This is a genomic window from Clostridium sp. CX1 (assembly GCF_025398335.1).
Taxonomy (GTDB): Bacteria; Bacillota; Clostridia; order Clostridiales; family Clostridiaceae; genus Clostridium_AM; species Clostridium_AM tanneri.
The window spans coordinates 75,989-101,695 of sequence record NZ_JAODOO010000008.1; the positions used below are offsets into that span (position 1 = coordinate 75,989).

The 25,707-nt window shown below is 32.0% G+C and carries 24 protein-coding genes; 5 read left to right on the plus strand and 19 right to left on the minus strand.

Translation table 11 applies throughout. From position 1 onward, the window contains the following. Position 1 precedes the first annotated feature (1 nt). From N4T77_RS10600 to N4T77_RS10610, 3 genes are all read right to left on the minus strand, one after another. Positions 2 to 832 (minus strand): response regulator, encoded by an 831-nt coding sequence (locus tag N4T77_RS10600; protein WP_261671763.1) that lies wholly within the window; start codon positions 830 to 832, stop codon positions 2 to 4. A 5-nt stretch (positions 833 to 837) separates the two neighbouring features. Continuing rightward, on the minus strand, positions 838 to 2,097 hold the full coding sequence (locus tag N4T77_RS10605; RefSeq protein WP_261671764.1) for a HAMP domain-containing sensor histidine kinase: 1,260 nt from the start codon (positions 2,095 to 2,097) through the stop codon (positions 838 to 840). A 140-nt stretch (positions 2,098 to 2,237) separates the two neighbouring features. Next, positions 2,238 to 2,420: a hypothetical protein gene (locus N4T77_RS10610; protein ID WP_261671765.1), complete on the minus strand. Its 183-nt coding sequence runs from the start codon at positions 2,418 to 2,420 to the stop codon at positions 2,238 to 2,240. Between the two features lie 401 nt (positions 2,421 to 2,821). Between N4T77_RS10610 and N4T77_RS10615 the strand changes: the two genes are divergently transcribed. The 3 genes from N4T77_RS10615 (at position 2,822) to N4T77_RS10625 (ending at position 5,486) form a co-directional block, all read left to right on the plus strand. Next, a complete protein-coding gene (locus tag N4T77_RS10615; protein ID WP_261671766.1) occupies positions 2,822 to 4,057 on the plus strand; it encodes an MFS transporter in 1,236 nt (411 codons plus the stop codon). Positions 4,058 to 4,148: 91 nt separating this feature from the next. Further along, positions 4,149 to 4,955: a hypothetical protein gene (locus N4T77_RS10620; protein ID WP_261671767.1), complete on the plus strand. Its 807-nt coding sequence runs from the start codon at positions 4,149 to 4,151 to the stop codon at positions 4,953 to 4,955. A gap of 111 nt (positions 4,956 to 5,066) precedes the next feature. Next, entirely contained in the window at positions 5,067 to 5,486 is a 420-nt protein-coding gene (locus tag N4T77_RS10625; protein ID WP_261671768.1) for a bacteriohemerythrin, read from the plus strand. A gap of 54 nt (positions 5,487 to 5,540) precedes the next feature. Here the strand turns inward: N4T77_RS10625 and N4T77_RS10630 are convergent, their stop codons facing one another. The 10 genes from N4T77_RS10630 to N4T77_RS10675 all read right to left on the minus strand — a co-directional run bounded on the left by N4T77_RS10630 (position 5,541) and on the right by N4T77_RS10675 (position 15,256). Further along, positions 5,541 to 5,978: a GatB/YqeY domain-containing protein gene (locus N4T77_RS10630; RefSeq protein WP_261671769.1), complete on the minus strand. Its 438-nt coding sequence runs from the start codon at positions 5,976 to 5,978 to the stop codon at positions 5,541 to 5,543. Between the two features lie 239 nt (positions 5,979 to 6,217). Then, positions 6,218 to 7,693: a YdiU family protein gene (locus tag N4T77_RS10635; protein ID WP_261671770.1), complete on the minus strand. Its 1,476-nt coding sequence runs from the start codon at positions 7,691 to 7,693 to the stop codon at positions 6,218 to 6,220. 313 nt (positions 7,694 to 8,006) lie between these two features. Next, positions 8,007 to 9,902, minus strand: a complete 1,896-nt coding sequence (locus N4T77_RS10640) for a nuclease-related domain-containing DEAD/DEAH box helicase (RefSeq protein WP_261671771.1) — start codon at positions 9,900 to 9,902, stop codon at positions 8,007 to 8,009. Between the two features lie 316 nt (positions 9,903 to 10,218). Continuing rightward, the gene (locus N4T77_RS10645) at positions 10,219 to 10,767 is read right to left on the minus strand and encodes a biotin transporter BioY (RefSeq protein ID WP_261671772.1); all 549 of its coding nucleotides are present in this window, start codon (positions 10,765 to 10,767) and stop codon (positions 10,219 to 10,221) included. A gap of 254 nt (positions 10,768 to 11,021) precedes the next feature. Further along, positions 11,022 to 12,044 carry a spore photoproduct lyase gene (gene splB, locus N4T77_RS10650; protein WP_261671773.1) on the minus strand — a complete coding sequence of 341 codons (1,023 nt, stop codon included), beginning with the start codon at positions 12,042 to 12,044 and terminating at the stop codon, positions 11,022 to 11,024. A gap of 174 nt (positions 12,045 to 12,218) precedes the next feature. After that, a complete protein-coding gene (locus tag N4T77_RS10655) occupies positions 12,219 to 13,124 on the minus strand; it encodes an amidohydrolase family protein (protein ID WP_261671774.1) in 906 nt (301 codons plus the stop codon). A 70-nt stretch (positions 13,125 to 13,194) separates the two neighbouring features. After that, the gene (locus N4T77_RS10660; RefSeq protein ID WP_261671775.1) at positions 13,195 to 13,806 is read right to left on the minus strand and encodes a YitT family protein; all 612 of its coding nucleotides are present in this window, start codon (positions 13,804 to 13,806) and stop codon (positions 13,195 to 13,197) included. Positions 13,807 to 13,828: 22 nt separating this feature from the next. Next, positions 13,829 to 14,377 (minus strand): flavodoxin family protein, encoded by a 549-nt coding sequence (locus N4T77_RS10665; RefSeq protein WP_261671776.1) that lies wholly within the window; start codon positions 14,375 to 14,377, stop codon positions 13,829 to 13,831. A gap of 120 nt (positions 14,378 to 14,497) precedes the next feature. Next, a complete protein-coding gene (locus N4T77_RS10670; protein ID WP_261671777.1) occupies positions 14,498 to 14,926 on the minus strand; it encodes an N-acetyltransferase in 429 nt (142 codons plus the stop codon). 60 nt (positions 14,927 to 14,986) lie between these two features. Continuing rightward, positions 14,987 to 15,256, minus strand: coding sequence for a CD3324 family protein (locus N4T77_RS10675; RefSeq protein WP_261671778.1), 270 nt, complete (start codon positions 15,254 to 15,256; stop codon positions 14,987 to 14,989). Between the two features lie 319 nt (positions 15,257 to 15,575). Between N4T77_RS10675 and N4T77_RS10680 the strand changes: the two genes are divergently transcribed. Then, positions 15,576 to 16,139 (plus strand): spore coat protein, encoded by a 564-nt coding sequence (locus N4T77_RS10680; RefSeq protein WP_261671779.1) that lies wholly within the window; start codon positions 15,576 to 15,578, stop codon positions 16,137 to 16,139. A 74-nt stretch (positions 16,140 to 16,213) separates the two neighbouring features. Here the strand turns inward: N4T77_RS10680 and N4T77_RS10685 are convergent, their stop codons facing one another. The 6 genes from N4T77_RS10685 to N4T77_RS10710 all read right to left on the minus strand — a co-directional run bounded on the left by N4T77_RS10685 (position 16,214) and on the right by N4T77_RS10710 (position 23,330). Then, positions 16,214 to 17,449, minus strand: a complete 1,236-nt coding sequence (locus N4T77_RS10685; protein WP_261671780.1) for an SGNH/GDSL hydrolase family protein — start codon at positions 17,447 to 17,449, stop codon at positions 16,214 to 16,216. Between the two features lie 131 nt (positions 17,450 to 17,580). Further along, complete coding sequence (locus N4T77_RS10690) at positions 17,581 to 18,282, minus strand: LysE family translocator (RefSeq protein ID WP_261671781.1); 702 nt, start codon at positions 18,280 to 18,282, stop codon at positions 17,581 to 17,583. 256 nt (positions 18,283 to 18,538) lie between these two features. Next, the gene (locus tag N4T77_RS10695) at positions 18,539 to 19,768 is read right to left on the minus strand and encodes a Zn-dependent hydrolase (protein WP_261671782.1); all 1,230 of its coding nucleotides are present in this window, start codon (positions 19,766 to 19,768) and stop codon (positions 18,539 to 18,541) included. A gap of 279 nt (positions 19,769 to 20,047) precedes the next feature. Next, positions 20,048 to 20,542 carry a DUF1097 domain-containing protein gene (locus N4T77_RS10700; RefSeq protein ID WP_261671783.1) on the minus strand — a complete coding sequence of 165 codons (495 nt, stop codon included), beginning with the start codon at positions 20,540 to 20,542 and terminating at the stop codon, positions 20,048 to 20,050. A gap of 61 nt (positions 20,543 to 20,603) precedes the next feature. Continuing rightward, entirely contained in the window at positions 20,604 to 22,040 is a 1,437-nt protein-coding gene (locus tag N4T77_RS10705; protein ID WP_261671784.1) for a sigma-54-dependent Fis family transcriptional regulator, read from the minus strand. Positions 22,041 to 22,301: 261 nt separating this feature from the next. Beyond that, positions 22,302 to 23,330, minus strand: a complete 1,029-nt coding sequence (locus tag N4T77_RS10710; RefSeq protein WP_261671785.1) for a low specificity L-threonine aldolase — start codon at positions 23,328 to 23,330, stop codon at positions 22,302 to 22,304. Positions 23,331 to 23,512: 182 nt separating this feature from the next. On the opposite strand from N4T77_RS10710, the gene N4T77_RS10715 reads away from it, so the two are divergent. After that, positions 23,513 to 25,594, plus strand: coding sequence for a methyl-accepting chemotaxis protein (locus tag N4T77_RS10715; RefSeq protein WP_261671786.1), 2,082 nt, complete (start codon positions 23,513 to 23,515; stop codon positions 25,592 to 25,594). The last annotated feature ends 113 nt before the right edge of the window (positions 25,595 to 25,707 follow it).

Consider the following 25,707-nt stretch of genomic DNA (forward strand, 5'->3'; position numbering starts at 1 on the left):
CTTAATAGTCTTCACATTGTAGCAGCAACCCCTCAAAAAACTTGCTTATTATTACCTTTCCACCAGTTTTATTTTTTCCTTTGATATAATCCATCTCAGCTTTAACGCTTGCAAAATCAAACATTCCCTTAGAATACTCCTGAAAACTTTCATTATAATAGTCTTCAATTCCTATGTATGCTAAATTAGTTAGCCCACTCTTAATTGCTCTTCTCATCCTTTGTTGTACTGTTTTAGGGCTATCCCCAATAATGCAACATAACTCATTAAAATTACATTCTTCAAAGGATTTCTTTGTTTCTAACAGATGCATACAGATTTTTATAATATCATTTGTCCCCTTTTCACCTAACATTCCAAAATTGCTTAAAGTATGCTTTATTATTTTTATATTATTGTCTTGAGGTTTTTTATGAGGATTTATATCTTTAAATACTTTCTTTATATTATTAAGCATGTTTTCGATTTCAATTTTTTCAGCAACCTTACTTGTAACTTTTTCTACTTCGATCTTATTAATAGGCTTACTAATAAAAAACTCTATTCCTGAATTATAAGAATCCTCCACCAACTTTACATCTGATACCTGAGAAATCATGATGAATTTAATTCCTGGTTTCAACAACTTTACTTCTCTTACCAAGCTATTACCATCTAATTTAGGCAAAAGCAAATCAACTAATACAATATCTGGATTATAAATTAATATTTCACTGAGAGCTGTTTCTCCGTCATTGGAGCTGCCTATTACCTCACCTGACTTACTTTCTTCAATCAAGTTAGTTAATATCTTAACAATATTAACATCATCGTCAATAATGTAATATCTCATCATATCTACCTCCTAAATGAAGTTATCGGTATTTTTACTGTAAATATTGTATTTTTATTTTCTATAGACTGCACAGATATATTTCCTTTAAAAATGTCCTGCGCTAGGTCTCTTACTAAAGTAAGACCTATACCTCTGCATATGCTTCCAGTTTCCTTATTATATTTGGTAGAAAACCCGGGATTAAATATAAAATTCAAATTACTGCTGTTTATGCCTGTCCCATTATCCGATACAGAAAAGACATATTCATCTTCCACTTTCTCAATTTTCAGTTTAACTAATCCCTTCTTTTTGTTATCTATAGCTTCTATACTGTTAAAAATAAGGTTTCTTATGATTGACATCAAATAAAAGTGCTTAAGAACATAGAATTCACAATCAACTTTAAATTTAAGTTCTATATCTAAATTTTTGGTGACTATGTAATCTTTTGTATCTATTTCTAAGATATTTATTATATCTCTTATATTCATTGGTTCAGTGTCAATTTTATCATTAGTTATCTCTTCCAGACCTCTCATAACCCTAATATAATCCTTTTTAATCTCGTGAACATCTTTTGAAATATCAAGGGTAAGATTCTTTAATTCATCGGGATAATGATTCTTGGAAACAATCTGATAAGCTGAAAAGGATTTTTTCATTACATCTTCTATTTCAGCAGCATTCTTATTCATGAAATACACTTCACTTTTAAATGCAGAAGTTAGTAATATCAGTCTTCTATAGCGTTCCTCATGTTCTTCTCTTATAAGAAAGGATTTGTAGTACTTCATTGCTATTAATATAATCAAAGTTATTAAAGTTCTAACACAGGCCACTATAAGGAGGTCTTTAATTATATTGCTGTTTATCCCAATTAGCTTGGTTCTAACACTAATTTCAACAAGGTTTGAGAGAAAATCACAGCAAAATACTAAAATCATAAATTTGGTTAGCTCCTTTTTCCTGCTTTTGTAATAGGAAAAATAAAATATTATTCCATAAGTTACATAAAACACTATCTCTGGTGCAGTCATTTTAATAACCTTGCTAAAACTCATGATATTCCAATAAAGCCAAAATGATTTGTAAAGTGACGTAGTTATTCCTGTAATTATTGCTATTTTTATTGGATTTAAATCAACATAATTATAAAGAAATATAGAAAATACAACCACTGAAAAAGCTATAGTAAAACCCTGGATTAAAACATTAAAATGAATCTGAGATGCTACACTTACACAGATTATAATTATGAAAATATTCTTTAATTTTTTCATATAGTACACTTTCCTTTCATTTTTTAAATCCAAATAATAGTATACTATAAATTTCCACTGAATTCATCTAACATAAAAGGCCCAAAAATAAAAGGTGTAATCATTTGTCCTATTGATCACACCTTTTTGATAACTTTTGTCTATTTTGCTTCTATTTTGTCTACAATGACATTTATACTTTCTTTTACAAAATCTACTGCTTGCGTTACACTCTGTCCTTTGTGCTTAACTTCCTTATCACTTTTTCTGGCAATGGCTTTAAATGGGTAATTCTTTTCATCATTTTCAATAACTGTTATTTCATAACCTCTATATTCTTCCATAAGACACCACCCCTTTTGTATTATATTATTTCCTTCCGACTACTATTTACATTTTCTACAGTTCTCATTAATATTATGTATTTTTTTAAGAAAGGTAGTTATACTAATATCATAAAGAATATAATCAATAATAAAAGTTCCAGTTACTATAACCGGATAACTTATAACGTTATATTCTTTATACTTAAACTTGGGATCTAGGAATAGGTTTCATTTTAAGGAAAGAGAAGTAGAATCCTTTAGTATATTTACTAATAGTGATTCTGCTTCTTCTTTTTGCAGTAATAAATTCTATAGCTGTTTATACTCTATATAACTATTTTCTCACAGGTAACATAATTGATTTACATTTTTTTATGTTATATACTTAATCTATTGGCATGAAAGGAGATGCATAATTTATGGATTCTGATACCCAAGTTAAAGATTATGAACTGAAGAATAAAAAAAGTTACAAAGAAAGAGTTGTAAATCTAATAGGTAGCCTAAAAAATGATAAAGATTTTACTCTATTTCTCATTGTTGGTCTATTTACTGGTATAGCCAGTGGTATAAACTCAACAGTTTTTAATAATTTTTTAAGTGATGTGTACAAGCTTTCAGCATCAGCAAGAGGTGTTGTGGAATTTCCCCGTGAACTTCCTGGGGCACTTATAATGATAGTTTTAGGACTACTTGCCTTTCTTGGAGATGTAAGAGCATCCATGATAGGAATGTTGTTTGCATCTTTAGGTATGATAGGATTAGGTCTTTTTTCACCAACCTTTTCCACTATGTTAATATGGATGATGATTTTGAGTTTAGGAACTCATATCTTTATGCCTTTATCTGCCAGCATTGGCATGTCTTTATCGGAAAGAGATAGCTATGGTGCCCGTCTTGGCAAATTTAATGCTTATAACCTTATGGCAACTATACTAGGTTATTTAATAGTATGGCTTGGATTTAAATATCTAGGACTGACCTATAGGGTTGTCTTTATAATTGCCGCTATTTCCTATATTTTTGCCTTAATTTTTCTCGGGTTAATGACTCCAAAAAAACCAAAGGTAAAGAAAATAAAATTTGTTTTTAGAAGAAAATATACCCTGTACTATGTGCTTAGTGTAGTTAACGGCGCTAGAAAGCAGATTTTTTTAACCTTTGCTCCATGGGTACTTATTCAAGTTTACCATGTTGATCCGCCTACCTTTGCCATACTAGGTTTTATAGTTTCTGGGTTGAGTATCCTTACTAGAACCATAGTAGGTAATGCCATTGATATAAAAGGTGAGAGATTTGTTCTTTCGCTAGAAGCAATAGTTCTTATAGTAATTTGCATAGGCTATGCCTTTGCTGCAGACGTATTTCCAGCAGCAATTGCAGTTATAATCATTGCAGCCTGTTATATACTTGACAACTCTATGAGTGTTGTGGAAATGGCTAGATCAACCTATATTAAAAAGATAGCCCTATGTCCTGAGGATGTAACACCTACTTTATCAGCAGGTACAAGCTTTGACCATTTAATTGCAATGACTATACCATTCTTTGGTGGAATATTGTGGGCAACCATGGGCTATAAATACGTTTTTATTGCTGCAGCCATAATAGCCTTTATGAATCTATTCCTTACTTTAAGAATAAAAGTAGATTAAATTTTTAATAGTTTATTTCCTTTTGTTATATATTAATAAGGATATAACAAAAGGAAACTAGAAAAATAGCAATAAAGGGTGAAAGCATAATATGACATTTATAATGAATTTAATAATTAAAACCTTTATAGAAACAGCCTATCTTACTGGCGTGATTATTTTAGTTGGAATGCTGCTTGGAGTATTAAGGAACAATTCTATAAGAAATTTTCAAAGAAGCTTTGGTAGTAAAGCACTTATGGTAACAGGGGTTATTGGGGTGCCTATACACGAATTAAGCCATGCCACTTTTGCTCTATTATTTGGACATAAGATCACTAATATTAAACTGCTTCAAAAACCAGATAAGGACGGCATAATGGGATATGTGCAACATAGCTATAATCAAAATAGTATCTATCAGCAGATAGGAAACTTCTTTATAGGTATAGCACCTATATTTGGAGGAGTTTTTTCAATAATAGCTTTAATGAAATTTGTAATACCACAGGCTTATAATGAGTTCATTAAAATATTATTAAAAAGCTTACAGGTTACAGTACTAGATAAAAATACAGTTGAAGGAATAATCACTTCCTACAGAGGGTTAATAAAGGTTATTTTTTCACTTGAGAATTTTCAAAACCCATATTATTATTTATTTTTATTTGCAGCCTTATGTATATCATCCCATATATCCTTAAGCTCTGCAGACATAAAGGGAGCTTCTAAAGGACTGGGGGTTTTATTTCTACTGCTACTTATACTTAACGCCTTAAACTTATCAAAATACATATTATCCTTTAATTTGATTAAGTACAATATTTTAATAACAGGTTTTTTAATTATATCTGTATTACTTTCTATAGTAACATTTTTAGTGAGTTTAATTCTTAATATGATAAACAGAAATATATAAATATTGTATTTTATCTTGAATTTAGGTGCTTTTTTTGGTAGAATTTAAGTTAATTAGTAATAATTAATATTAATTAATCATTACTTAATATTAATTTTAGGGGGGATTTAAATGTCATTTCAATGGAAGGAAAGATATAACTTAGGTATAAATGAAATTGATATTCAACATAAAAGATTATTAGAAATAGGTCAAAAGGCTTACGAAATTGCCCTTCTTAATGATGGATATGATCATTATGATGAAATCATGAACATATTAGACGAACTTTTAGAGTATACAGAATATCATTTCAATTACGAAGAAAATATGTTAAAAAACTACGGCTATAAAGAAATCCATAATCAGGAAGAAGAACATTATTATTATGTTTATAAGATAAAATCTATAGCCTCAAAAGAGGATATTGATGATAATCAGAAAAAAACTATTTTAGAAATTCTTGACTTCTTATCACAATGGATTAGTAATCACATCATGTTGTCTGATGGAAAATACGCTAGTTTCCTAAAGGAAAAGGAAGTAATCTAAAACTTAAATAAGCTAGGTGTTTAGTTATAAGTTATCACCTAGCTAACAATTACTCTATCCTAGTATTTTTTTTACCATAGGGTTAATTTTTGACCTATCAAATTTACCACTAACCTTTGGCATAATTTCTTTCATTATTTTTCCCATATCTGCTGCAGTATAATTTCCGTTAGCTATAATTTCTTTTAACATAGCCTCTACTTCCTCTTCAGCTAATTGTTTTGGAAGATATGGAGTTAAGACTTCAAGGGCAAAATTTCCTTCTGCTATTTTTTCTTCGTTATTTGATTGTTTTGCATATTCTAATGTCTCTTTTATTTGTTTTATATTCTTTTCTACTATTTTTATAACCCCTTCATCAGAAATGTCTTCTCTTTGGTTGACTTCAAATCCTTTAATGTCAGCATTTATTAATCTTAAAACACTTACCCTTGCCTTATCCTTTGCCTTCATTGCTGCTATTTCATCTTTTTTTATTAATTCTTTTAACATAATCTTTTGTTAGTAAGCCTTACCTACTAACCAGTCACCTCTTTCCTTTAGTATAATTTGCATATTTAAATTATACTATTATTCTAAGCAAAATCAAAATGCATTTTTAGTAACTTTAATATTATAACAAATTTTTTATTATTTTCCTATAGAAAAAGGGCCTTTAGTTAAGCCCTTTTTCCCATAACAACTATTTTTAATTTCTACTTCATATCCGTTAGCTAACAACTGCTATTATATCAAGTACCACAAAAAGTTCGATAAGGCTGGTTTGATTTAGTAGGCAGTGTTGAGTAGTCAGCCTGCTCTGGAGAGTGTGCATAAGGACAGGAAAGAGCCTTCAGAAGTTTCTCCATTACACTATAGTCTCCATATTTTACCGCTGCTTCTAATGCCTCTTCCACTCGGTGATTCCGAGGGATTATGGCTGGATTACTGTCTCTCATCAACTGATGGGAAGAAGCCTTCGACTCCTTCTGCCTGTCTAATCTCTGCTGCCACTGCTCATGCCATTTAGCAAATTCCTCGGTGTCAAATAACATCATATCGGACCTGCTGTCAAAGGTTAATGCACGGAAAGTATTGGTATAGTCTGCACCATGCTTTTCCATTATACTAAGGAGTTCTTCAATAAGGGATTCATCCTCAGGCTCTTCATTAAAGATTCCTAGTTTTGCCCTCATTCCTGCAATCCAATTATTATGATACAACTGTGGAAAATCTGAAATGGTATCTTGCGCTAGGCTCACAGCTTTATCCTCGTTATCATGAAGCAGTGGTAATAGGGTTTCAGCAAATCTAGCCAAGTTCCATGCAGCAATCTTTGGCTGGTTGCCATAGGCATAGCGGCCATTAATGTCAATGGAACTAAATACTGTTGCCGGATCATAGGTATCCATAAAAGCACAAGGTCCGTAATCAATAGTTTCTCCGCTAATAGTCATGTTGTCAGTATTCATAACTCCGTGAATAAAACCAACCAACTGCCATTTGGCAATTAGCGCCGCTTGACCTTTTATTACTTCTCTAAGCAAAGCAAGATAAGGATTCCCATCTTCCTCAATGTGTGAAAAATGTCTTTCCAATGTGTAATCAGCCAGAGCCTTAAGCTCCTTAGTACTGCCCCACCTTGAAGCATATTGAAAGGTGCCTACCCGGATATGGCTGGCAGCCACGCGAGTAAGAACTGCACCAATCTGCTCAGTTTCACGAATTACTCTCTGGCCAGTTGTCACTACCGCTAAACTACGGGTAGTGGGAATACCAAGGCTATGCATTGCTTCACTGATGATATATTCCCGAAGCATTGGTCCCAGTGCCGCTCTACCATCGCCTCCTCGTGAGTATGGGGTTTTTCCTGAACCTTTAAGCTGAATATCAACCCGCTGACCTTTCGGAGTAATCTGTTCACCAAGTAGTACAGCTCGACCGTCTCCTAACATAGTGAAATGGCCAAATTGATGTCCTGCATAAGCTTGGGCAATAGGTAAAGCACCTAATGGAATCTGGTTCCCAGCAAATATTGCTACACCATCCTCCTTTTCCAGTACCTTATCATTCAATCCTAAGGATGTTGCCAAAGGATAGTTGAGAATGACCAACTTCGGTGAAGATACAGGGGTAGGATTAACACTGGTAAAAAACAATTCCGGCAGACGAGTATAACTATTATCGAAATTCCATCCTATTTCAATTTTTGATTTTATCTCTGTCATTCTATCTCCTTTCCTTCCTCTATATTTTTATATTTTAGTTTTTTGTTTTACATAAAATATATAGGTATTCTATGATATTTTAAGTTATGTGATCTTATATAAATACAAGCATTACTAGTTTCTGCTTCTGCAAGCTTATTATACTCTTTTATCTACTGGTTCTTTGTTCCTTAGGCATACTTAGCAAATTAACTTAATACTTTAGTAAATAAGCTTTTCTTCTATTACCTTAAGGAAATATCCTTAAAATAAAATCCGGTTAAGATAAAATTTTTCTTAACCGGTAAATTAAAAATATATTTTATTTTTATAGCTATCTCCCAAAGAACTTCTTTATTTTAGAAAACAATCCACCCTTGCTTTTTTCCTTGACACTTTCCTCCGTTGTGGCAGCTATTAATTCCCTTATTTCCTCACTAGTTACTTCATTTATACTTATTTTTGCTTTTATCAAGTCATCTACAATAGCATTATCTACACTATAGGTAATCTTTAATACATCTCTAGCTCTGGTCATTCCCACATAAAGAAGCTTTTTAGATTCATCTATGCTATCTAGCAATCTATCATTAATACCACAAATAAATACATACTTAAAGTCCAAGCCTTTTATACTGTGAATTGTAGATATATTCACTGTATCACTATGCAGCTTAAATTTAGACTTAGTGCTTCCGCTCTTGCTAATGACAAAATAAGGTATGCCTTTGTTTTTTAAAACTTCTTCTAGTATTTTTAAGTAGTTTATATTCTTATAATTGCTATGAATATAGGCTACACAGATATCTCCATAATTAATTCCTGCTTGTTTTAGCTTTGTAATGTCCACTGCAATTTTATTTATTTCTTCATAAAAATCCCTACAGTATATTAAATCAGGTTGTACACCTTCTCTTAAACTGTTTTCCGGTGTAATTATAAAGTTATTGTCTTCTTCATTTATATTTTCTCTTGGTAATCCATCATAGAGGAAATCATGTGCAAAATTTAGTATTTGTTTTGTGTTTCTATAGTTTTCCCTCATAATGGTTGTTCTCCCTGCTGCTTTTATTCCCACAGACTTAAGAGTATATCTTCTATTATACAGGTTTTGTGCACCATCGGAAGCTAACATGAGGTGGCTATGCTCTGGATCTCTCAGCATTTTAACGATAAACTGAAGCCATTCTTTTTCTAAGTCCTGACCTTCATCAATTAATATTGCATCGTATTTTTCTATGCTGTTTAACATATCTTCTGATATTTTTTCCATATTCTCACTGATTTCCGTCTCTCTAAATAGTCCACTATTTAACTCTAGTAAGCTAAAAATTTTATTTATCCATCCATGAAAATGTATAACCTCAACGTTAACCATATTATGATCCATTATAGAATTTTTCAAAAAGTTTGTAAGTGTTTTATTGTAGCATAGTACTAATATGCGCCAATCTTTATGAACCTCTGCTAGATACTTTGCTCTGCATATTAGTATAACTGTTTTTCCACTTCCAGCTACTCCTCTGACAACTCTATGTCCATAGCCTAATCCTTTAGCAAGTCTTTCTTGATTTAAGTTCATAGTCTTAAAAACAGCTTCATTATTAGACAACTTTACTTCTTTAAATAAATTACCTCTGATCCTATCTATTATACTTTGTGATATTCTTCCAGGCTGAAATTTAACTGGAATCATATTTTTTAACATTAATTGAAGCTTTTCTTTAATAAAGTTATCTTCCAGTTCCTTTAGATCATCAGCGAATATGACACAATTCTCATCTATAGTACCTGAAAATTCACTAGATAGAAAAGCTATTCTATTTATTTTACTAAATACAACTCCATATCCAAAGGTAAAGCATAAGTTGCTTTTATAGTCTCCTTTGTTTTGTAGTAAACCCTTGTCCTTTTTTAATTCATCAATCATATTAAACATATACTCTCTTGCCTGTTTTAGTGGATTAGTCTTTGTACCTAATGTGCTTAGGTAATATGTATTAGGATTTGCACTTTCTATGGAACTTAACGACCAATCCTTTACCTCTAAAACTACAATACCTAAATCTGGACCTAAAATTATAAAATCTGGATATCTGCCCTTAACCCTTAAATCATACCATACTATATAATCCTTTGGTAAATTATACTTTAGTATTTTAAATAGTCTTTTTTCCCCTGAAGTGGCGCTGTCTAAAGTACTTATACTCTCTGGAATCATCACCGCCATAGTGTCACCCCTTTAATCTGTCACAATATATTAATAACATTAATGCCAATTTCCTGAAATATGTACATATTATAGCATATTTTTACTTTTTTATCAAAAGCTTATAACTTTATTTATTAATCTCACTCACTGACATTCCTTACAAGTTCTCCCATAGGCTAAAACTCCACCAAATATATTAACTTTTTCTTTGGCATATTGTATTTATAGGTAAGCTCTCCAACTAAATGATCTGTTAACTTTTCTGGCAGAAAATTTTTAAACACCCATTAGTTTTACCTATGGGTGTTCTTAAGCCTTCAATTATATATACCTTTTATGCTTGTACATATTTTACTATTCCCTTATTTAGTCTAACTGCAATTACCACTGCTGCAAAGGATTTTAATAAATCTCCTGGTAAAAATGGAACTGATCCTACCATAATAGCTTTTTCTATTCCCATTCCGGTAACATAACCTAACCAAGCTGACCCTAGTGCATGAACTACAACTATTCCGCCAAATAAACAAGCTAAAAGCATAACTATTTTTGATTTAGTTTTGCTTACTAAAAGACTTATTACTACTGCTCCAATTAGGTATCCAATTAGATATCCTCCTGTTTTCCCCACAATAATACCAAATCCTGCTGAACCTCCTGAGAAAACAGGCAATCCTATAGCACCCATGAGTAAGAAGGTTATCATACTAAGTGCAGCTTGAAGGGGTGTTAACACACATCCTGCTAGCATTACTGCTAAAGACTGAGCTGTTATAGGAATTGGACTAAAGGGTAATGGGATTGTAACATAACTTAATACTGCTGTCAGCGTTGCAAATAGAGCTGAATAGACCATATCTTTTACATTTAACTTTTTCGACATATTGACTCCTCCTATTTATGTACATGATTTGCATCTTTGCTTATGTGATTAAATTTATCTATACCACTCTTTGTTATAGTTTTAAAAAACTCTCTTCTATCTTCAGTTCTTCAACCTGTAAGTAATATTAATATCTTATATCTATAATCTATTATATTCTTGAAAAACCACATTGTCAACATTGATGTTATCTTAAGTTGACAATGTGGTTAACAAATGTATTTTAGTTTTATGTAAATATATATACCTGTAATTTATATTATGTATTTTATTACACTATCCTTAAATATTGATTCTATCTCTTTTTTAAAGAACTCCTTCATCTCCTGCAGCTGCTCCTTTGTATATACAAACTTGCCATACCCAAACTGTCCATGCTTATATTTTCTATCTTCATCGGTCATTGGCAGGGTTGTATCAGGAAAAACCTCTAAGATTATATTTTTAGCTCTTGTGGTATACCTATGTGATATTACCTCGAAGGTTAAAGGATATCCTAAGTTATCTGGTAATTCTTTATTGAGAGTTGACAATAACGCTCTATAATCCTCTTTCCAGCTGTCATATAAAAATACCGGTGCTATTATAAATCCGATAGGATAGCCTGCCTTTGCTGCCTTTACAGAGGCTTCTATTCTTTTAGCTGCTGATGCAGTCCTGTTTTCATATTCCTTGATTACCTTATCTGTATTTAGTGTAAATCTTATTTCTGTATGTCCTTTATGATTTGCATCAAGTAGTGTATCTATATCACTGTATTTAGTAACAAATCTAAATCGTCCTTTTTCACTTTCAGCAAAAAATTCAATGGTCCTTTTTAAAGCATCAGTGTAGGGTTCTATTGGTATAGGATCTGATGTGGCGGAACCTTCAAATATCGTTTCTTCCGGCAGCCTTTCCTCTATATATTTTTGTGCTTCATTTAAAATATCATCTAAGTTAGCATTGATCTTTATATAAGGTTTGTCACCTAAGTTAGTATTTAAATAGCAGTATTGACACTGTCCAATACAACCAGAGACTATTGGCAATTGATAGTGTGCTGATGGCTTGCAAGTCTGGAACTTAAATCCCTTCTTTATGCCAACAACTAATGTATTTTTACCTTCCCTATAAAAATCAAATAGACCTTCACCGGGAATATTTTCTTTAACTTTATTTGATGTTAGCTTTATTATTTCTACCTTAGAATCGTCTTTGAATTTATTATATATATTTTCGCCTATTTCATAGTTTAAAGAGTTCTTTTCAAATATTATTCTTTTAGGAATGAACATGTCTTTATTCTAGAGTTTTACTAAACTCTAATCCTCCTTTTATAGTATTATCACCTATACTTTTTATAGTATTATCACCTATACTTTCTACGATTTTAAATAAAATTATGTACGTAAAAAGAGGCTACAATTTTAATGTACCCTCTTTTATACTTATAGAATTTATTTTTGCTCTCATATCTTAAGCACTGAAGAACCATTTTCAAAACAGATTTTTAAAACTGTATCCTTACTGAATCCAATATTAATAAAATGATTAATTTCATCAAAAATTCCAGCAGAATGGCTTACTCTATATGCTCCAGCATCACTTCCAAGAGTAACTTTCAGCCCTAGTTCATAAGCCTTTACTATGTTGTTAACCTGTATAGTATATACTTCTCTTATTATGTCCAATTGTTGCTTAAAGCTGGAATCCTTTGCATCGAGAATATTTCCAAGAGGGGAAAGGGTAGGCGTCCAGTATATTCCTTTTTCTGCCATTCCGTATAGCTCTTTATCAGAAATAAGAAAACCATGTTCTATAGTATCTACTCCTGCCTTTATTGCAGCAGACACTCCTTCCCGTCCATTGGCATGCACCATTATTGGTACTCCATATTCCTTTGCACTTTTTACCATGTATTCTAGTTCATCATATGTAAATGCTACCTCTCCTACATCTCCAAATTGATTAAAATTCACTATTCCTGTTAGTATAATTTTAAGATGATCTAGTTTATTTTCTTTTAAAATAGTAAACTCTCTTTTAAAATCTTCTATTCCATAAATGGCTTTTCCTAAAAAAGACCCATAATACTCTTTTTTACAAATTGCAAATATGGGGGTTCTGTATGTTATCCCTTCTTTTCTTGCAACTTCCCTTGCCAGACAGGAAGCAAATATTCCGTCACCGCCATCCCTTAAAGCAGTTATATTATTTCTCTTATATTCTTTTAAGATTTTACTAAGCCAATTTATCTTGGACTCCATAGTAGCATTGTTCCATTCCTTTTTATTAAACAAAGTATTCTGACCAATGTGTATATGTGTATCGATTATACTTGAGTTCCTTAACTCTATTCTATTTCTCTCATTCACAGTTATCACCCTATCAAAGTTCCTTTTATTTAAGTCTTGCACCATCCTTATGGCTGGCAATTTATTTTACCTAATGTGGCATCTTTTTTAGTGACAATGGGTTTAAAATAATCTTAAATCCATTCTTTAATAATGTTTTTAGTATACTTGAGTATATTATAGTGAAAACTATTCCTTTAATTATCGATTCATATCCTAATACTAATAATCCAAAAAGCAATACTATTATATTTATAAATCTCAATGCTGAGGCTATTTCTATTCTAGGATTTTTATTATTAATTATTAAGGCTATAACATCAAATCCTACTGTAGATGCATTTGAAGATATGCATAAATAATATCCTACTGCTACTAAAATAGCTGAAATAATTATTGCTAGTACTATATTTATATTAATTGTAAACCCTAATAGATAGAATAAATTAAAAAAGGACATATAACATATACTACTCAATATGGATTTAATAAAATACTCTTTCCCTAAGAATAAAAGGCAGCTAATTAACAGTATAATTGTAAGTATATTAGCTACTGTTGTGACATTTGTTCCTGCTAAACAATGTACTACCAATGCTGAACTTGTTACACCTCCGTTAATTATTTTTCTTGGAACAGTAAAAAAAGCATAAGAAAAAGTAATTAATATATTGCCTAAAATTATTTTTGCTATGTCCTTCACAATATACTACCTTCTTTTTAACTTATTTTCCTATTAAACTCTTTCCCATGTCATAAGCCTTGCCTAACGCTTCTTGATTCTCAGATACAGGTATTTCTCCTGTAGACACCCCATATTTTACAGTAAACTTTAATCCTAAATACTCACAAATCTGCTCTAAACTGCTTTCAACAACCTTAGCACCAGAGTCTTCCTCTGTTCCTTCATGAGTCATTAATAATACTATTTCCTTACCCTTAAAATCATCTGATTTAAGAGCATATAGTCTGTCTATGAAAGTTTTTAGTTGAGCCGTCATATTCCACCAATATACTGGTGTAGCTAAAACTACTATATCTGAACTTTTTACTTCCTCATATAAGAGCTGCATATCATCCTTAATAACGCAGGTATTAAGTGATTTTCTACAGCTATTACATGCACTGCAAAAGCTAATTTTTTTCTCCTGAAGGAATACATCAGAATATTCTACTCCGCTGTGACTCTCTTTAACTCCTCGTAAAAATTCCTTTAGCAATACAGCTGTATTGCCGTTCTTATTTGGACTTCCTAAGACTGAAAATATTTTCATTGTTTCACCCTCCTGAAATTTTAGTTCTATTAAGATCACTCAAGGTGGCCTAATTATCAGCTTTAGGCCAACAGCTGAATTAAACAGCTCTTGGCCTAAGGTTGGACTTAATTATCTCTACTACATTTGAAATTTCATAATTAATTCTTTTTCGTTGGTATCTTCATCTACTTTTTCTTCACACAAAACAAAGCCCTTATGTTCATAGAACTCTGCTGCTTTCTTATTATTTTTATATACTGCTAAACCTAATTTACTATATCTTTTCTTTGCAAAATCAATTAACTGACCGCCAATACCCTTCCCTTGGGAAGATATGTCTACAAATAATGCCCCTATAAACTCATTGTTTAAAATACTTATAAATCCCTTGATATGGCTATTCTCTTCATAGATAAATGTTTTAGATGCTGGAATATATACATCCTTAACTTCATTATATTTTCCTAACCAATATTCCCTATCTATAAAATCATGTGCTTCTATAGTAGCATCCTTCCATACTTCCATAACTTTATTTATATCCTTTACTTCTAATTCTCTAATCATTAAGTTTTTTCCCCTTCTTCAACATATAAAATTTCCAAATAGTCAATGATAGTAAGTCTATTAGTATTTACTGCATTTAGTAATTATTTTCTTAATTGTGTATTCTGATAAAAAAAATCTTTCAGCTAAGATTTCTATATTATTTCCTTGATTATACAGTGAAAAAATTTCGTTGTTTCTGCTATCTATTAAATTCCTAGTTCCACTTTTGCATCCCCAGGATGTTCTTTTTTTCACCTTTGGAATATATATAGTTTCTCCATCTACATATTTCTGTATTTCTTTTAACAGTTCTTCTGGTAAAACCTCAGCTCCATTTAAATATTGCACTACTTTATCCTCCAAAATTAAAGAATCCTAAAGACTCCTTAAAGAGGATTATTACACCTTAGTAATGTAAAAGTCCCCCTTAAAGAGTTGCTAATACAGCATTAAAGTGTTGTATATTCAACATAAAGTTCACCTCCAGCTACATGAAATAGAATTTCTTTCGTTAACTTAATTTTACTAGCATATGGGCTAAATTTAAATAGAAAGAATAAATATAATAAATCTTGGTATTATGGTTTTTAAAATAGGTATAAATAATCTTTACGGTGGGAAATTAGTTTTTGTAGTAATATAAACTAATAATTTAGGAGGTAATCTTATGCAATTAGCAGCTCATGAAGTGTACGACTTACATGAATTAATAGTAAGCTGTGTAAACTCTATATCAAATATGGCTATGTTTAAAAACATGGCAAAGGACCCAGAGTTAAAGGCTATGATAGAAAGGCATTTTCCTGCTCATGTTCAGGACTATAATATGAAGGTAGAGTTTGTCAGCAAAGCCAATGGCTCTACTCAAAAACTTAATGTTCCTAGCTTAAATGCGGTTTTACAAGATTATACTAAATCACCAACTAATAATTTTCCTCCAATTACTCCAAGAACTAGCATACAACAGATGGATGATAGGGAAATAGCTACTGCATATCTTTTAACTTTAAAAAGAGCAGGAAGAGAATATGCTTGGGCCGCTATGGAAGCAGGTAATCCTACCGTTAGAGAGTTCTTAAAGGATGCATTTACAATGAGCTGCAATCATGCCTATGATGTTTGGCAGTGGATGGTACAAAAGGGATATTATCCTCTAGAACCAGCATCCCAGAATACATTAAACACACTTTCATCTATCTATTATGAAGTTCGCGAGCCTTCCTTAGTTTAGTAAAAGAGGAGTGTCTTAAAATAACAGTTTAGGACACTCTCTTCTACTTATTAAGTACATCTATCAGCAATGTATTAATCTGTATAAAATAGCTTCAAATCAATAGCCTCTGCCATAGCTTCTCCTCCAGCATCGCTTGGATGAAGGTGATCTCCGCTGTCATACTTAGGCAATAGTCTTGAGGGGTTGTTAGGATCTGCCATTGCTTTATCAAAATCAATTATTCCATCAAACTTTCCGCTAGTTCTAATCCATTCATTAACTTCTCTTCGCTTAACATCAAGGTCGTCAGTATATACTTCATATCCTTCAAAGGGCATTATTGTGCCGCCATATATCTTCAAATTATATTTGTGTGCCAGTTCAGTATACTTTTCTAGGGCTGAAACTATTTCATCCTTACTTACAATTTCAGAAGCTGGTGCTGGTCCTCCTGGTGCTGGATGCATTATGTCATTAACCCCTTGTAAAACAATTACATATTTTACCCCTTTATGGTCTGTAATAGCTTTTTCAAATCTTGAAATTCCTGACGGTCCGAAGACTCCTTGAAGCTGATTTTCCGTATCATGTAATATTCTGTTGCCGCCAATAGCTTCCCTAACTACAGATAAATTTTCTACATTTCGATTTTTCAATTTCTTTACAAGATAATCTGGCCATGAAAGAGTAGTTATTGAATCACCAAAGGCAACAATTGATCTATTTTCTCTAGATGTCCTTACCTCTATAGATGTAAGGAAGGGAGCTATCTTAGGAATTCCATTGGTACTAACAGGTTTAAAATCTCTTTTTGTATCCATTGACTTTGTGAAGTTCCCCTTCTGTGAAAAATAAGATTCTCCACCACCCCAAGCACCAGTTACATTCTTAACTTCATCTGGAAAATAAATAGTTACAGCTACTCTATCCAAGGTTTTTATAGGAACTTCCACTGGGTCACTCCATACAAAAGCCCCTTTTTCAATAGTTATCGTTGACTTACCATTAAAGGTAAGTTCTCTTTGTGAGTTTTTATATAATATACCCTGTGGGTTAACTAAGGCAAAGGATGCCTCTCCAATGTGTATAGGCTCCCTCCCAAACTCATTTGAGATTTTTATTCTTTCCTTTGACCCTCCAAAGGTAGAAGTTACTACTGTACGGAGGCTTTGATTTTTGTAACCTAACCTAAAAAAAGTTAAATCCACCGCAGTTCCGTTCCATGCACCAATCCAATATGTGCTTAACTTACTATAGATATTGAAGAGGCTTAAGATTAGAATGATGACTAATGTCCCCCAAAGCGGCAACTTAAATTTTTTTTTCATTTTATTCTCCCATCTTTATTCCTTAGGCTTAGCTGTATTTTTCACTAACCTTTCTGTTTTGATATCAATTTCCTTTTTGAATTTATAGTTTTAATTTAATTTTTACCTTCCAACTTTTTCTTTTCAAATTCTTATAACTTGTGGAGATACCGAGGTTTAAGACGAAGTATTGTTTTAAAAAGCTTTGAATGCATATAAGAAGGTCTTATATAATTTTTATAGTTACCTGCACCAGCTATGAAAATCATACCAGAAAAAACTATTATAACACCTATAGTCTTATTTATAACAGAAATTTTTTTAGGATTTAAATGCTTATGAAATCTCTCAGCAGCTAATATAAGTATAATCCACCATAAAAAACTTCCGGAAAATACACCAGCAATTAAGACAGTTCTTGCTGCTACACCATGACCAATATTTTTAGAGCCATAGCTAGCAAATACAAAAAGAAATGAAAATATTGTTGCTGGATTTGCTAGTGCAAGTATAAATGTAGTGATAAAGGATTTTGCAAGAGTTTTTCCATCTGCAACTTCCTTTGTATTTTCTTTTTTAGATAAAATAATATGCGCACCTACTACTAATAGTATTATACCACCAATTAAACGAAAATAATGTTGATACATAGCAAGGAACCTAGCAATAAAGCTTATTCCTAGAGCAGCAATGATTGCATAAATAGAGTCAGCTACACAGGAGCCTAAGCCTGCTGCAAATCCAAAAAGAGCTCCATTTGTAAGTGTAGTTCTCAGACATAAAGCACCTATTGGACCTAGTGGCATACCAGTTAGCAATCCAATAATAATTCCTTTTAAAAAAATGTGCAGCATTAGTTTCACTCCTTATTAGGCTATCTATATACTTAAAGAATTTAAGTAGTAAAAATTAAGTCAGTCCTAATATATTATGCCTTTTCAGCTTTAAACTATTGCTTTTTACATTATTTTAAAATCTTAATATATAAAAAATAATTTCAAATCAATTATTTTATCAAATTCCCCTCTTACTCCACTTATAAAAAATAACCACGACCTTTTTTAAAGTCGTGGTTAAAAATCACCTAATTAATTATCAATTTACTGGATATTATTTTTGATCTACATCTAAAACTGTTTGTAGTAATACGTTAGCACCTTTCCAGCAAGCTTCTACTGGTGTATGCTCTTTTTCACAATGGCTGTGTCCATCAACACTTGGAACAAATATCATAGTTGTAGGCATCATATCAGCTACAAACTGAGCATCGTGACCTGCACCACTGTATATATCCATATTTGAATATCCATATGCTTCTGCATTCTTTCTAACAAAACCAACTAGTTCTTTATCAAATTGGATTGTATTACGTGCCCATTGTAATTCATATTCAACTCTGCACTTGTCAAGCTCTGCAGGAATATTTTCAATTACTTTAACAACTTGCTTAATAACTTCTGGATCTTGATGTCTTGCATCTAGTGAGAAATCAACATAATCAGGAATAACTGTGTGTATACATGGATGACAAACTATTTCACCTGTAGTGTAAACAAGGTTGCTGTCAAGTTTGTCTAATTCGTCATGTAGGTATCTTATAGCACTAGTTGCTGCTAAAAGAGCATCTTGTCTATATTTCATTGGTGTAGTTCCTGCATGGTCAGATTGTCCATAAGTTCTTATTCTGTAGTTAACCATTCCAAGAACGCCCTCTACTACTCCGATGTCCTTCTTTTCAGCTTCAAGTACAGGACCTTGCTCAATATGTAATTCAAGCATAGCAACGTAATCCTTAGAATTTAATCTGTTTGCTACATCTCCTTCGTATCCACTTTCCTTTAAAGCTTCTCCAAAAGTTTTTCCTTCAACACTTTTTGAAGCTAACATAGTAGCTTTATCAAATTTACCACAAACAACTCCTGATGACATCATAGCTGGTGGGTAAAGTGAACCTTCTTCATTTGTCCAAATCATAGCTGTAACAGGACGACGGTGTGGAATTTTTTCAGTAGCTATTGTTTCAACTACTTCCATTGCTGTAAGTACACCTAAAACTCCGTCATAGTTTCCACCATTTCTAACTGAGTCTACGTGTGATGCCATTATGATTCCTGGAACATCCTCTGAACCTTTTAATGTTGCATATAAATTTGCCATATCATCTGTTTTGATCTCTGCTCCTACAGCTTCCATTCTTTTAACGAATTCTGCTCTTGCTTGAAGCGCTTCCTTTGATAAAGAAAATCTTGTTATTCCGCCATGTCCAGCATCACCAAATTTACTGAATGTAACGATTTTGTCTTCTAATCTGTCTTTGTTACAAGTTAATATCTTATTCATTTTAATATGCACTCCCTTTTGCTTTATTATATTTATTTATTTTTGAATTTTTTAACTTCATACACAAATAATATCTAGCAAGACCTGTGCCAATAAAACCCACTAAAATTCTCTAATATATCACAACCTATTGAATTTACTGACATTTTCATAACTTTTTTTATTTTAATTTAGTTAATTTTCAAATTCCTTTATACAAATTAGTCGAAAATACTTGAAAAAAATATAGGTTTTGATGATTTTTTTCATCAAAACCTATGATTAATATAATCACTTAATTTATTCTTCTGCTTTTAAAGCTGTTTCTATTTCCTTCTTCTTAGTCAACTTCACTATTAGTTCTCCACCGGCGTCTGAAAGAATACCTACAACGGAACCCATTAAAAGTGCTGTTACAGTTGAAAAGTAGGTGCCATTTAAAGCAAGCATACCAAAGGTTGTTGAACATCCGATATACACACCAGGTATAAATGATAAACGCTTCCATCTAGCCTGTGCAACTATTCCAAAGGAGATGACTCCTGTCATAATTGCTGCTATATTGGGAACATTAAGTACTTTTGAAGCTTCTACACAAATTATAGCCCATAGTACTCCAACCATATTTGCTATTATTCCTTTTATCCAACCTTTAATAAAACGCTCTCCTGATGCATAATATGTTGTTGTTCCCATAAAACCTGCCCAGGTAGATACACCAAGAGCTGTGCTAAAATTAGCCCACCCCCATGCCAGTATTCCCATACTTATTGCATTTGCTAATAAACCGTTCATAAATTATCTCCTTTATCTATTATTATAAAAAAACTACTTATATTTCTAGTTCTGCTGCAACTTAAATTTGACTATTTAAACTTCCTTCTTTAATCTTCTTTAATTTTTTAACTACTGTTGACTGATCAATTTTAAGTACCTCCGCCACTTTCCGTGTTGTTTTATACTTTTCCATTGCCTTAAGTAGAATTTGTTTCTCAAATTCCTCAGTAGCTATTTTTAAAGGTACAAACTCCTTAACTTCATTAACATACTTTGGAATATGTGTAAATATATCAAAAATATCATTCTCTTCAATGATATTTTTATTAGATGTGACAACTAATCTCTCAACTATGTTTTCTAACTCTCTTATATTGCCTGGCCAATTATATGAAGATAATACTTTATATGCATTTGATGATATTTGCTTTGACAAACTATACTTTTCATTACACTTTGATAAAAAATAATTTATAAACAAAGGAATATCTTCAATACGTTCTCTTAAAGCAGGAATATGTATTGGCACAATGTTTAATCTATAATAAAGATCTTCCCTAAATTTGCCTTCCTTAACCATTTTTTTCAGGTCTTTGTTAGTTGCTGAAATAATTCTAGCTTTTATGTCGAAAGGCTCTGTACTCCCTATTTTATAAGCTTCTTTTTCCTGTAAAACGTGAAGCAGCTTTACTTGTAGCTGCATAGGCAACTCTCCGATTTCATCTAAAAAAACAGTACCCTCACCAGCAACTTCCAATAGTCCTTTTTTTCCCTTTCTAATGGCCCCTGTAAAAGCTCCTTCTTCATAGCCAAAAAGCTCTGACTCAATAAGATTTTCAGGTATAGCTCCACAGTTAATCTGCACAAAAGGCTGCTCTCTTCTTTGACTCATTTTATGAATTGTTTTTGCTATAAAACTTTTTCCAACCCCGGTTTCACCAAGGAGTATTATTGTAGTTTCAATGTTAGCAATATGCTCAACTAATTCGATGATTTTTTTCATCGCAGTAGAATTTCCAACTATATATTCCTTACTTTTTATTTGGTTTCTTCTTATTTCATCCCTATACCAATCTAAGAGATGTTCAGTTTCCTCCAATTGTTTTTTCAACATCTCAGATTCCGTAATATCCTTTGATATATTTACAACTCTTATAAGTTTTCCTTTGTCATTAAGCATTGGTATACCAGTTACCAATAATCTCTTCCCCGATGCAGTTTCCTGAATTAATGACAACTCCTTCTTTTTTTTCAAAACTTCAATTGTAATAGATGGATTGAACACTCCTTTTTTGGAAAGCTCATAAACATCCTTACCAATCATCTCACTTTCAGATATACCAAAGGTTTCTTCACAGGATTTGCTAATCCTTAACAATACTCCTTTTTCATCAGCAACAGTTATCTGATCAAAGGTTGTATCCATTATTAACTTAAGTTCCTCGTAGGTCTGTTTATAATAACTTAACTCCTGTAACAGTTTACTATATGGTATCTCTTCAGGTTTTTCTTTCAATAGTTCTCCCACCTTTATTGATTAATATAAAGTTTTTCATTTTATTATACAAGCCCTAATTACTATCTTATTATTATATTATTATATTGTTTAGTTTTCAATAAATTAGCCTCTATTATTTTACGTTAAAGTATCACCCTATTACAATATAACAGGCAGCAATACTTCTGTAGAACTATAAAAGATAATAGGCGCAGAAAAGGCATACATAAACCTTACTTATGTATGCCTATCAAATATCACTAAATAAAGGCCACTTTTCTAAACTGCAGCATTTTTTAAATCTTCAATAAAAGCTAAAACCTTATCTTCCTTTGTAGCCCAAGAGGTTACAAGACGGATAACTGAATTATTTTCGTCAACCTTTTCCCATATAGTGAATAAATACTTATTCTGAAGCTCTTTTATCACTTTCTCTGGTAGTATTGGGAATATTTGATTGGAAGGTGAATGAGTTAAAAATTTATATCCTTCTTCACTTATTCCCTTCTTTAATAAATTAGCCATGGCATTAGCATGTTTTGCCATATCAAAAAATAAGTCATCTTTGAAAAGCTCAAAAAATTGTATACCAAGAAGTCTTCCTTTAGCAAGGAGTCCTCCCTTTTGTTTAATGTGAAATCTAAAATCTTCCTTAAGGCTATCTTTGCATATTACAAGAGCTTCCCCCATTAATGCACCATTCTTAGTTCCTCCTATGTAAAAGGCGTCTGCTAAGTTTCCCAAATCTGAAAGATCCATATCATTTTCTTCTGAACATAGTGCAGAGCCTAGTCTTGCACCATCTACATATAAGTAAAGTTTATTTTCCTTACAGAACTTACTTAAGTTTTCTAATTCAGATTTGCTGTAAATAGTTCCAATTTCTGTAGAATTTGAGATATAAACAAGCTTAGGTTTAACCATGTGCTCATCAGTGTGGGCTTCTAAAGCAGGTTTTATATCCTCAGGACGTAATTTTCCATCACTTACATCTATAGATATAACTTTGTGTCCTGTAGCTTCTATAGCTCCAGTCTCATGAACTAATATATGTCCTGTATTAGCTGCAATAGCTGCTTCGTGTGGTCTTAAAAAAGCTGAAAGAGCTGTTAAGTTTGTCTGTGTTCCTCCAACAAAGAGATGTATATCAACGTCACTTCTCTTAATTTTTTCCTTCAAAAGTTCAATAGCCTTTTTTGTATAACTATCCTGTCCGTAACCTTCACTTTGTTCAAGGTTGGATTCAGTTAAAGCCTTTAATATTTCTGGGTGTACCCCTTCACTGTAGTCATTTTTGAAACTGTACATTTATGATACTCCTCCTTTATTTATGTATTTATTAATTATTCTACATTTTCACCAAAATTCCTTTACATTGACCTCTATTTTCTTTTATAGTATATACATAAGTATATATAAAAAATATTCATAATCATCAAAATATGTTATAGCTATGTATTATTTGTACATACATTTTAGGGGGACAAGCAATGAAATCTATAAAAAATCAATTAATTTTTTCAGCAATTTTACTAATAATAATTCCTACTTTAATTACTAACCTAATATATTCCTATTACTTTTCCAATAATATTAAGAAAAACATTATTGACAGTAACAAACAACTTTCTTCCAATATAGCTCGTAACGTAAAGGATTTCATAGACAAATCATATACCCTTACGGAACAAATGTCTCAAGATAAAATCACCATTGATTTTAATCCAGAATATCAACAGCAAATGCTTAAGAAGTGTTTAGCTAATAACTCTTATTTTGATTTACTTTACATACAAAAAACTGACGGTAATCAGACTGCTCGTTCATCGGGAGAACTAGGTAACAGAGCTAACAGATGGTGGTTTACTCAGGTGATGAGTGATAAAAAATCCTTTGTCAGTAAATCCTACTACTCAGTAAATGGTAACACTGCAGTAACATCTATATTTCATCCTATTTTAGATAACCAATCTAATATAATAGGAATATTTGGTGCTGATATTAAACTAGATTCATTACAAAAACTTATTGAGAACTTTGGTAATGGCAAAGATAAATATGCATTTATAATTGATAGCGAAGGGGTTGTTATAGCCCATCCAGACAAAATCCAGGTTTCCCAATTATATAATTATAAGACCTTGAGGAAAACAGTTTTGCTTAAAGACCCTTCAGGCAATGCAATAAAGGATGAAAAGGGTAATCAAAAAACTCAGCTTGAAGAGATAAGGGTTCCAGTGGAGCTTAAGACTATTGCTGAAAAAGCTCTTAAAGGTGAATCCGGAACCGCTGAGTATTTAGACTCTAATAATGTAGAAGTATTAAGTGCCTATGCCCCTGTAAGCCTTTCAGGAGATTCAAAAGGTTGGGCTGTAATAACAGTGGAAAATAAGGCTTTAGCAATGTCAGTAGTAAAGGCTACTCAAGTTAAAATTATAAGTATTGCTCTATTATTGTTAGTTATAGTTAGTATTCTAGTATATATCCTGGCAGGTAAATTTACAAAACCTATATTTAACTTAACAAATTTAATGCAGAAAGCTTCTAATGGCGATTTGACTGTTCAATCCCATTATAATAGTAAAAGCGAACTAGGAAGTTTGAGTGCAAATTTCAATCTTATGATAGCTAAGATTCGTGAATTTATTGCTAGTATACAGGAGACCTCAAGCCTTGTAGCCAGTTCATCTAATTCTTTAGTTAGTACCTATGAGGAGACTGCTAAATGTATAGAGGAAATATCAATTAATATATCACAGGTTGCCCTAAGCGCTGAGGATCAAGCCGCTAGTGCTGTACTAGGACTAGAAACAACTGCAAAGCTGTCGGAGGAAATTACCGTTATGACCTCCTATATGGATGAAGGAAAGAATTCTGCAGATACCATATATAGAGTCAGCAGCAAAGGTGCTAAGGTTATATTTTCTTTAGAAGAAGTTACTGAAGAAAATAACAAAGTCATCAACCACATAGTAGAAGTTATTAATTCTTTAAATGAAAAGACCAATACAATTGGAACTATAGCAGATACAATAACTTCTATTTCTGAAGAAACAAATCTTCTTGCACTAAATGCTGCTATAGAAGCGGCACGTGCCGGCGACTCTGGAAAAGGTTTTGCTGTAGTGGCTGATGAAGTTAGAAAACTATCAGAAAGTACTGCTCTTTCAAGTAGTAGTGTAAAAGAGCTTATTTCCAATATACAAAGAGATATTATAACCGCCCAAAATACTATACAAAGTGCTGAAAGTATTGTTGCCAAACATAATGATGCAGTAAGCTATACTAAAGATACATTTACTGAAATATCTTCTAATATTCAAGAAGTTGTAAAGAAAATTAATACCACTGCTGAAAGTCTTGATACTGTTATTCTTAGCAGAAATCAGCTTCTGTCTTCAATTGATGTAGTATCAAAAGCTTCTAAGGATATGGCTATGTCTTCTCAACAGGTTTCTGCTATAACTGAAGAAGAAACTGCCTCTGTACAAACTATAAGCAACTTGGCTAAAGAACTGAGTTCCATGGCTGAAAGGCTTGAAGTGTCATTAAAAACCTTTAAAATAAACTAAAAAACAACTACCATATCAATTGTAAATGAATGTGATACAGCTGATATGGTAGTTATTTTATCTATAAATCTGTTATAATATTATTGGTTTAGGATTCCTAATTAAACCAATAA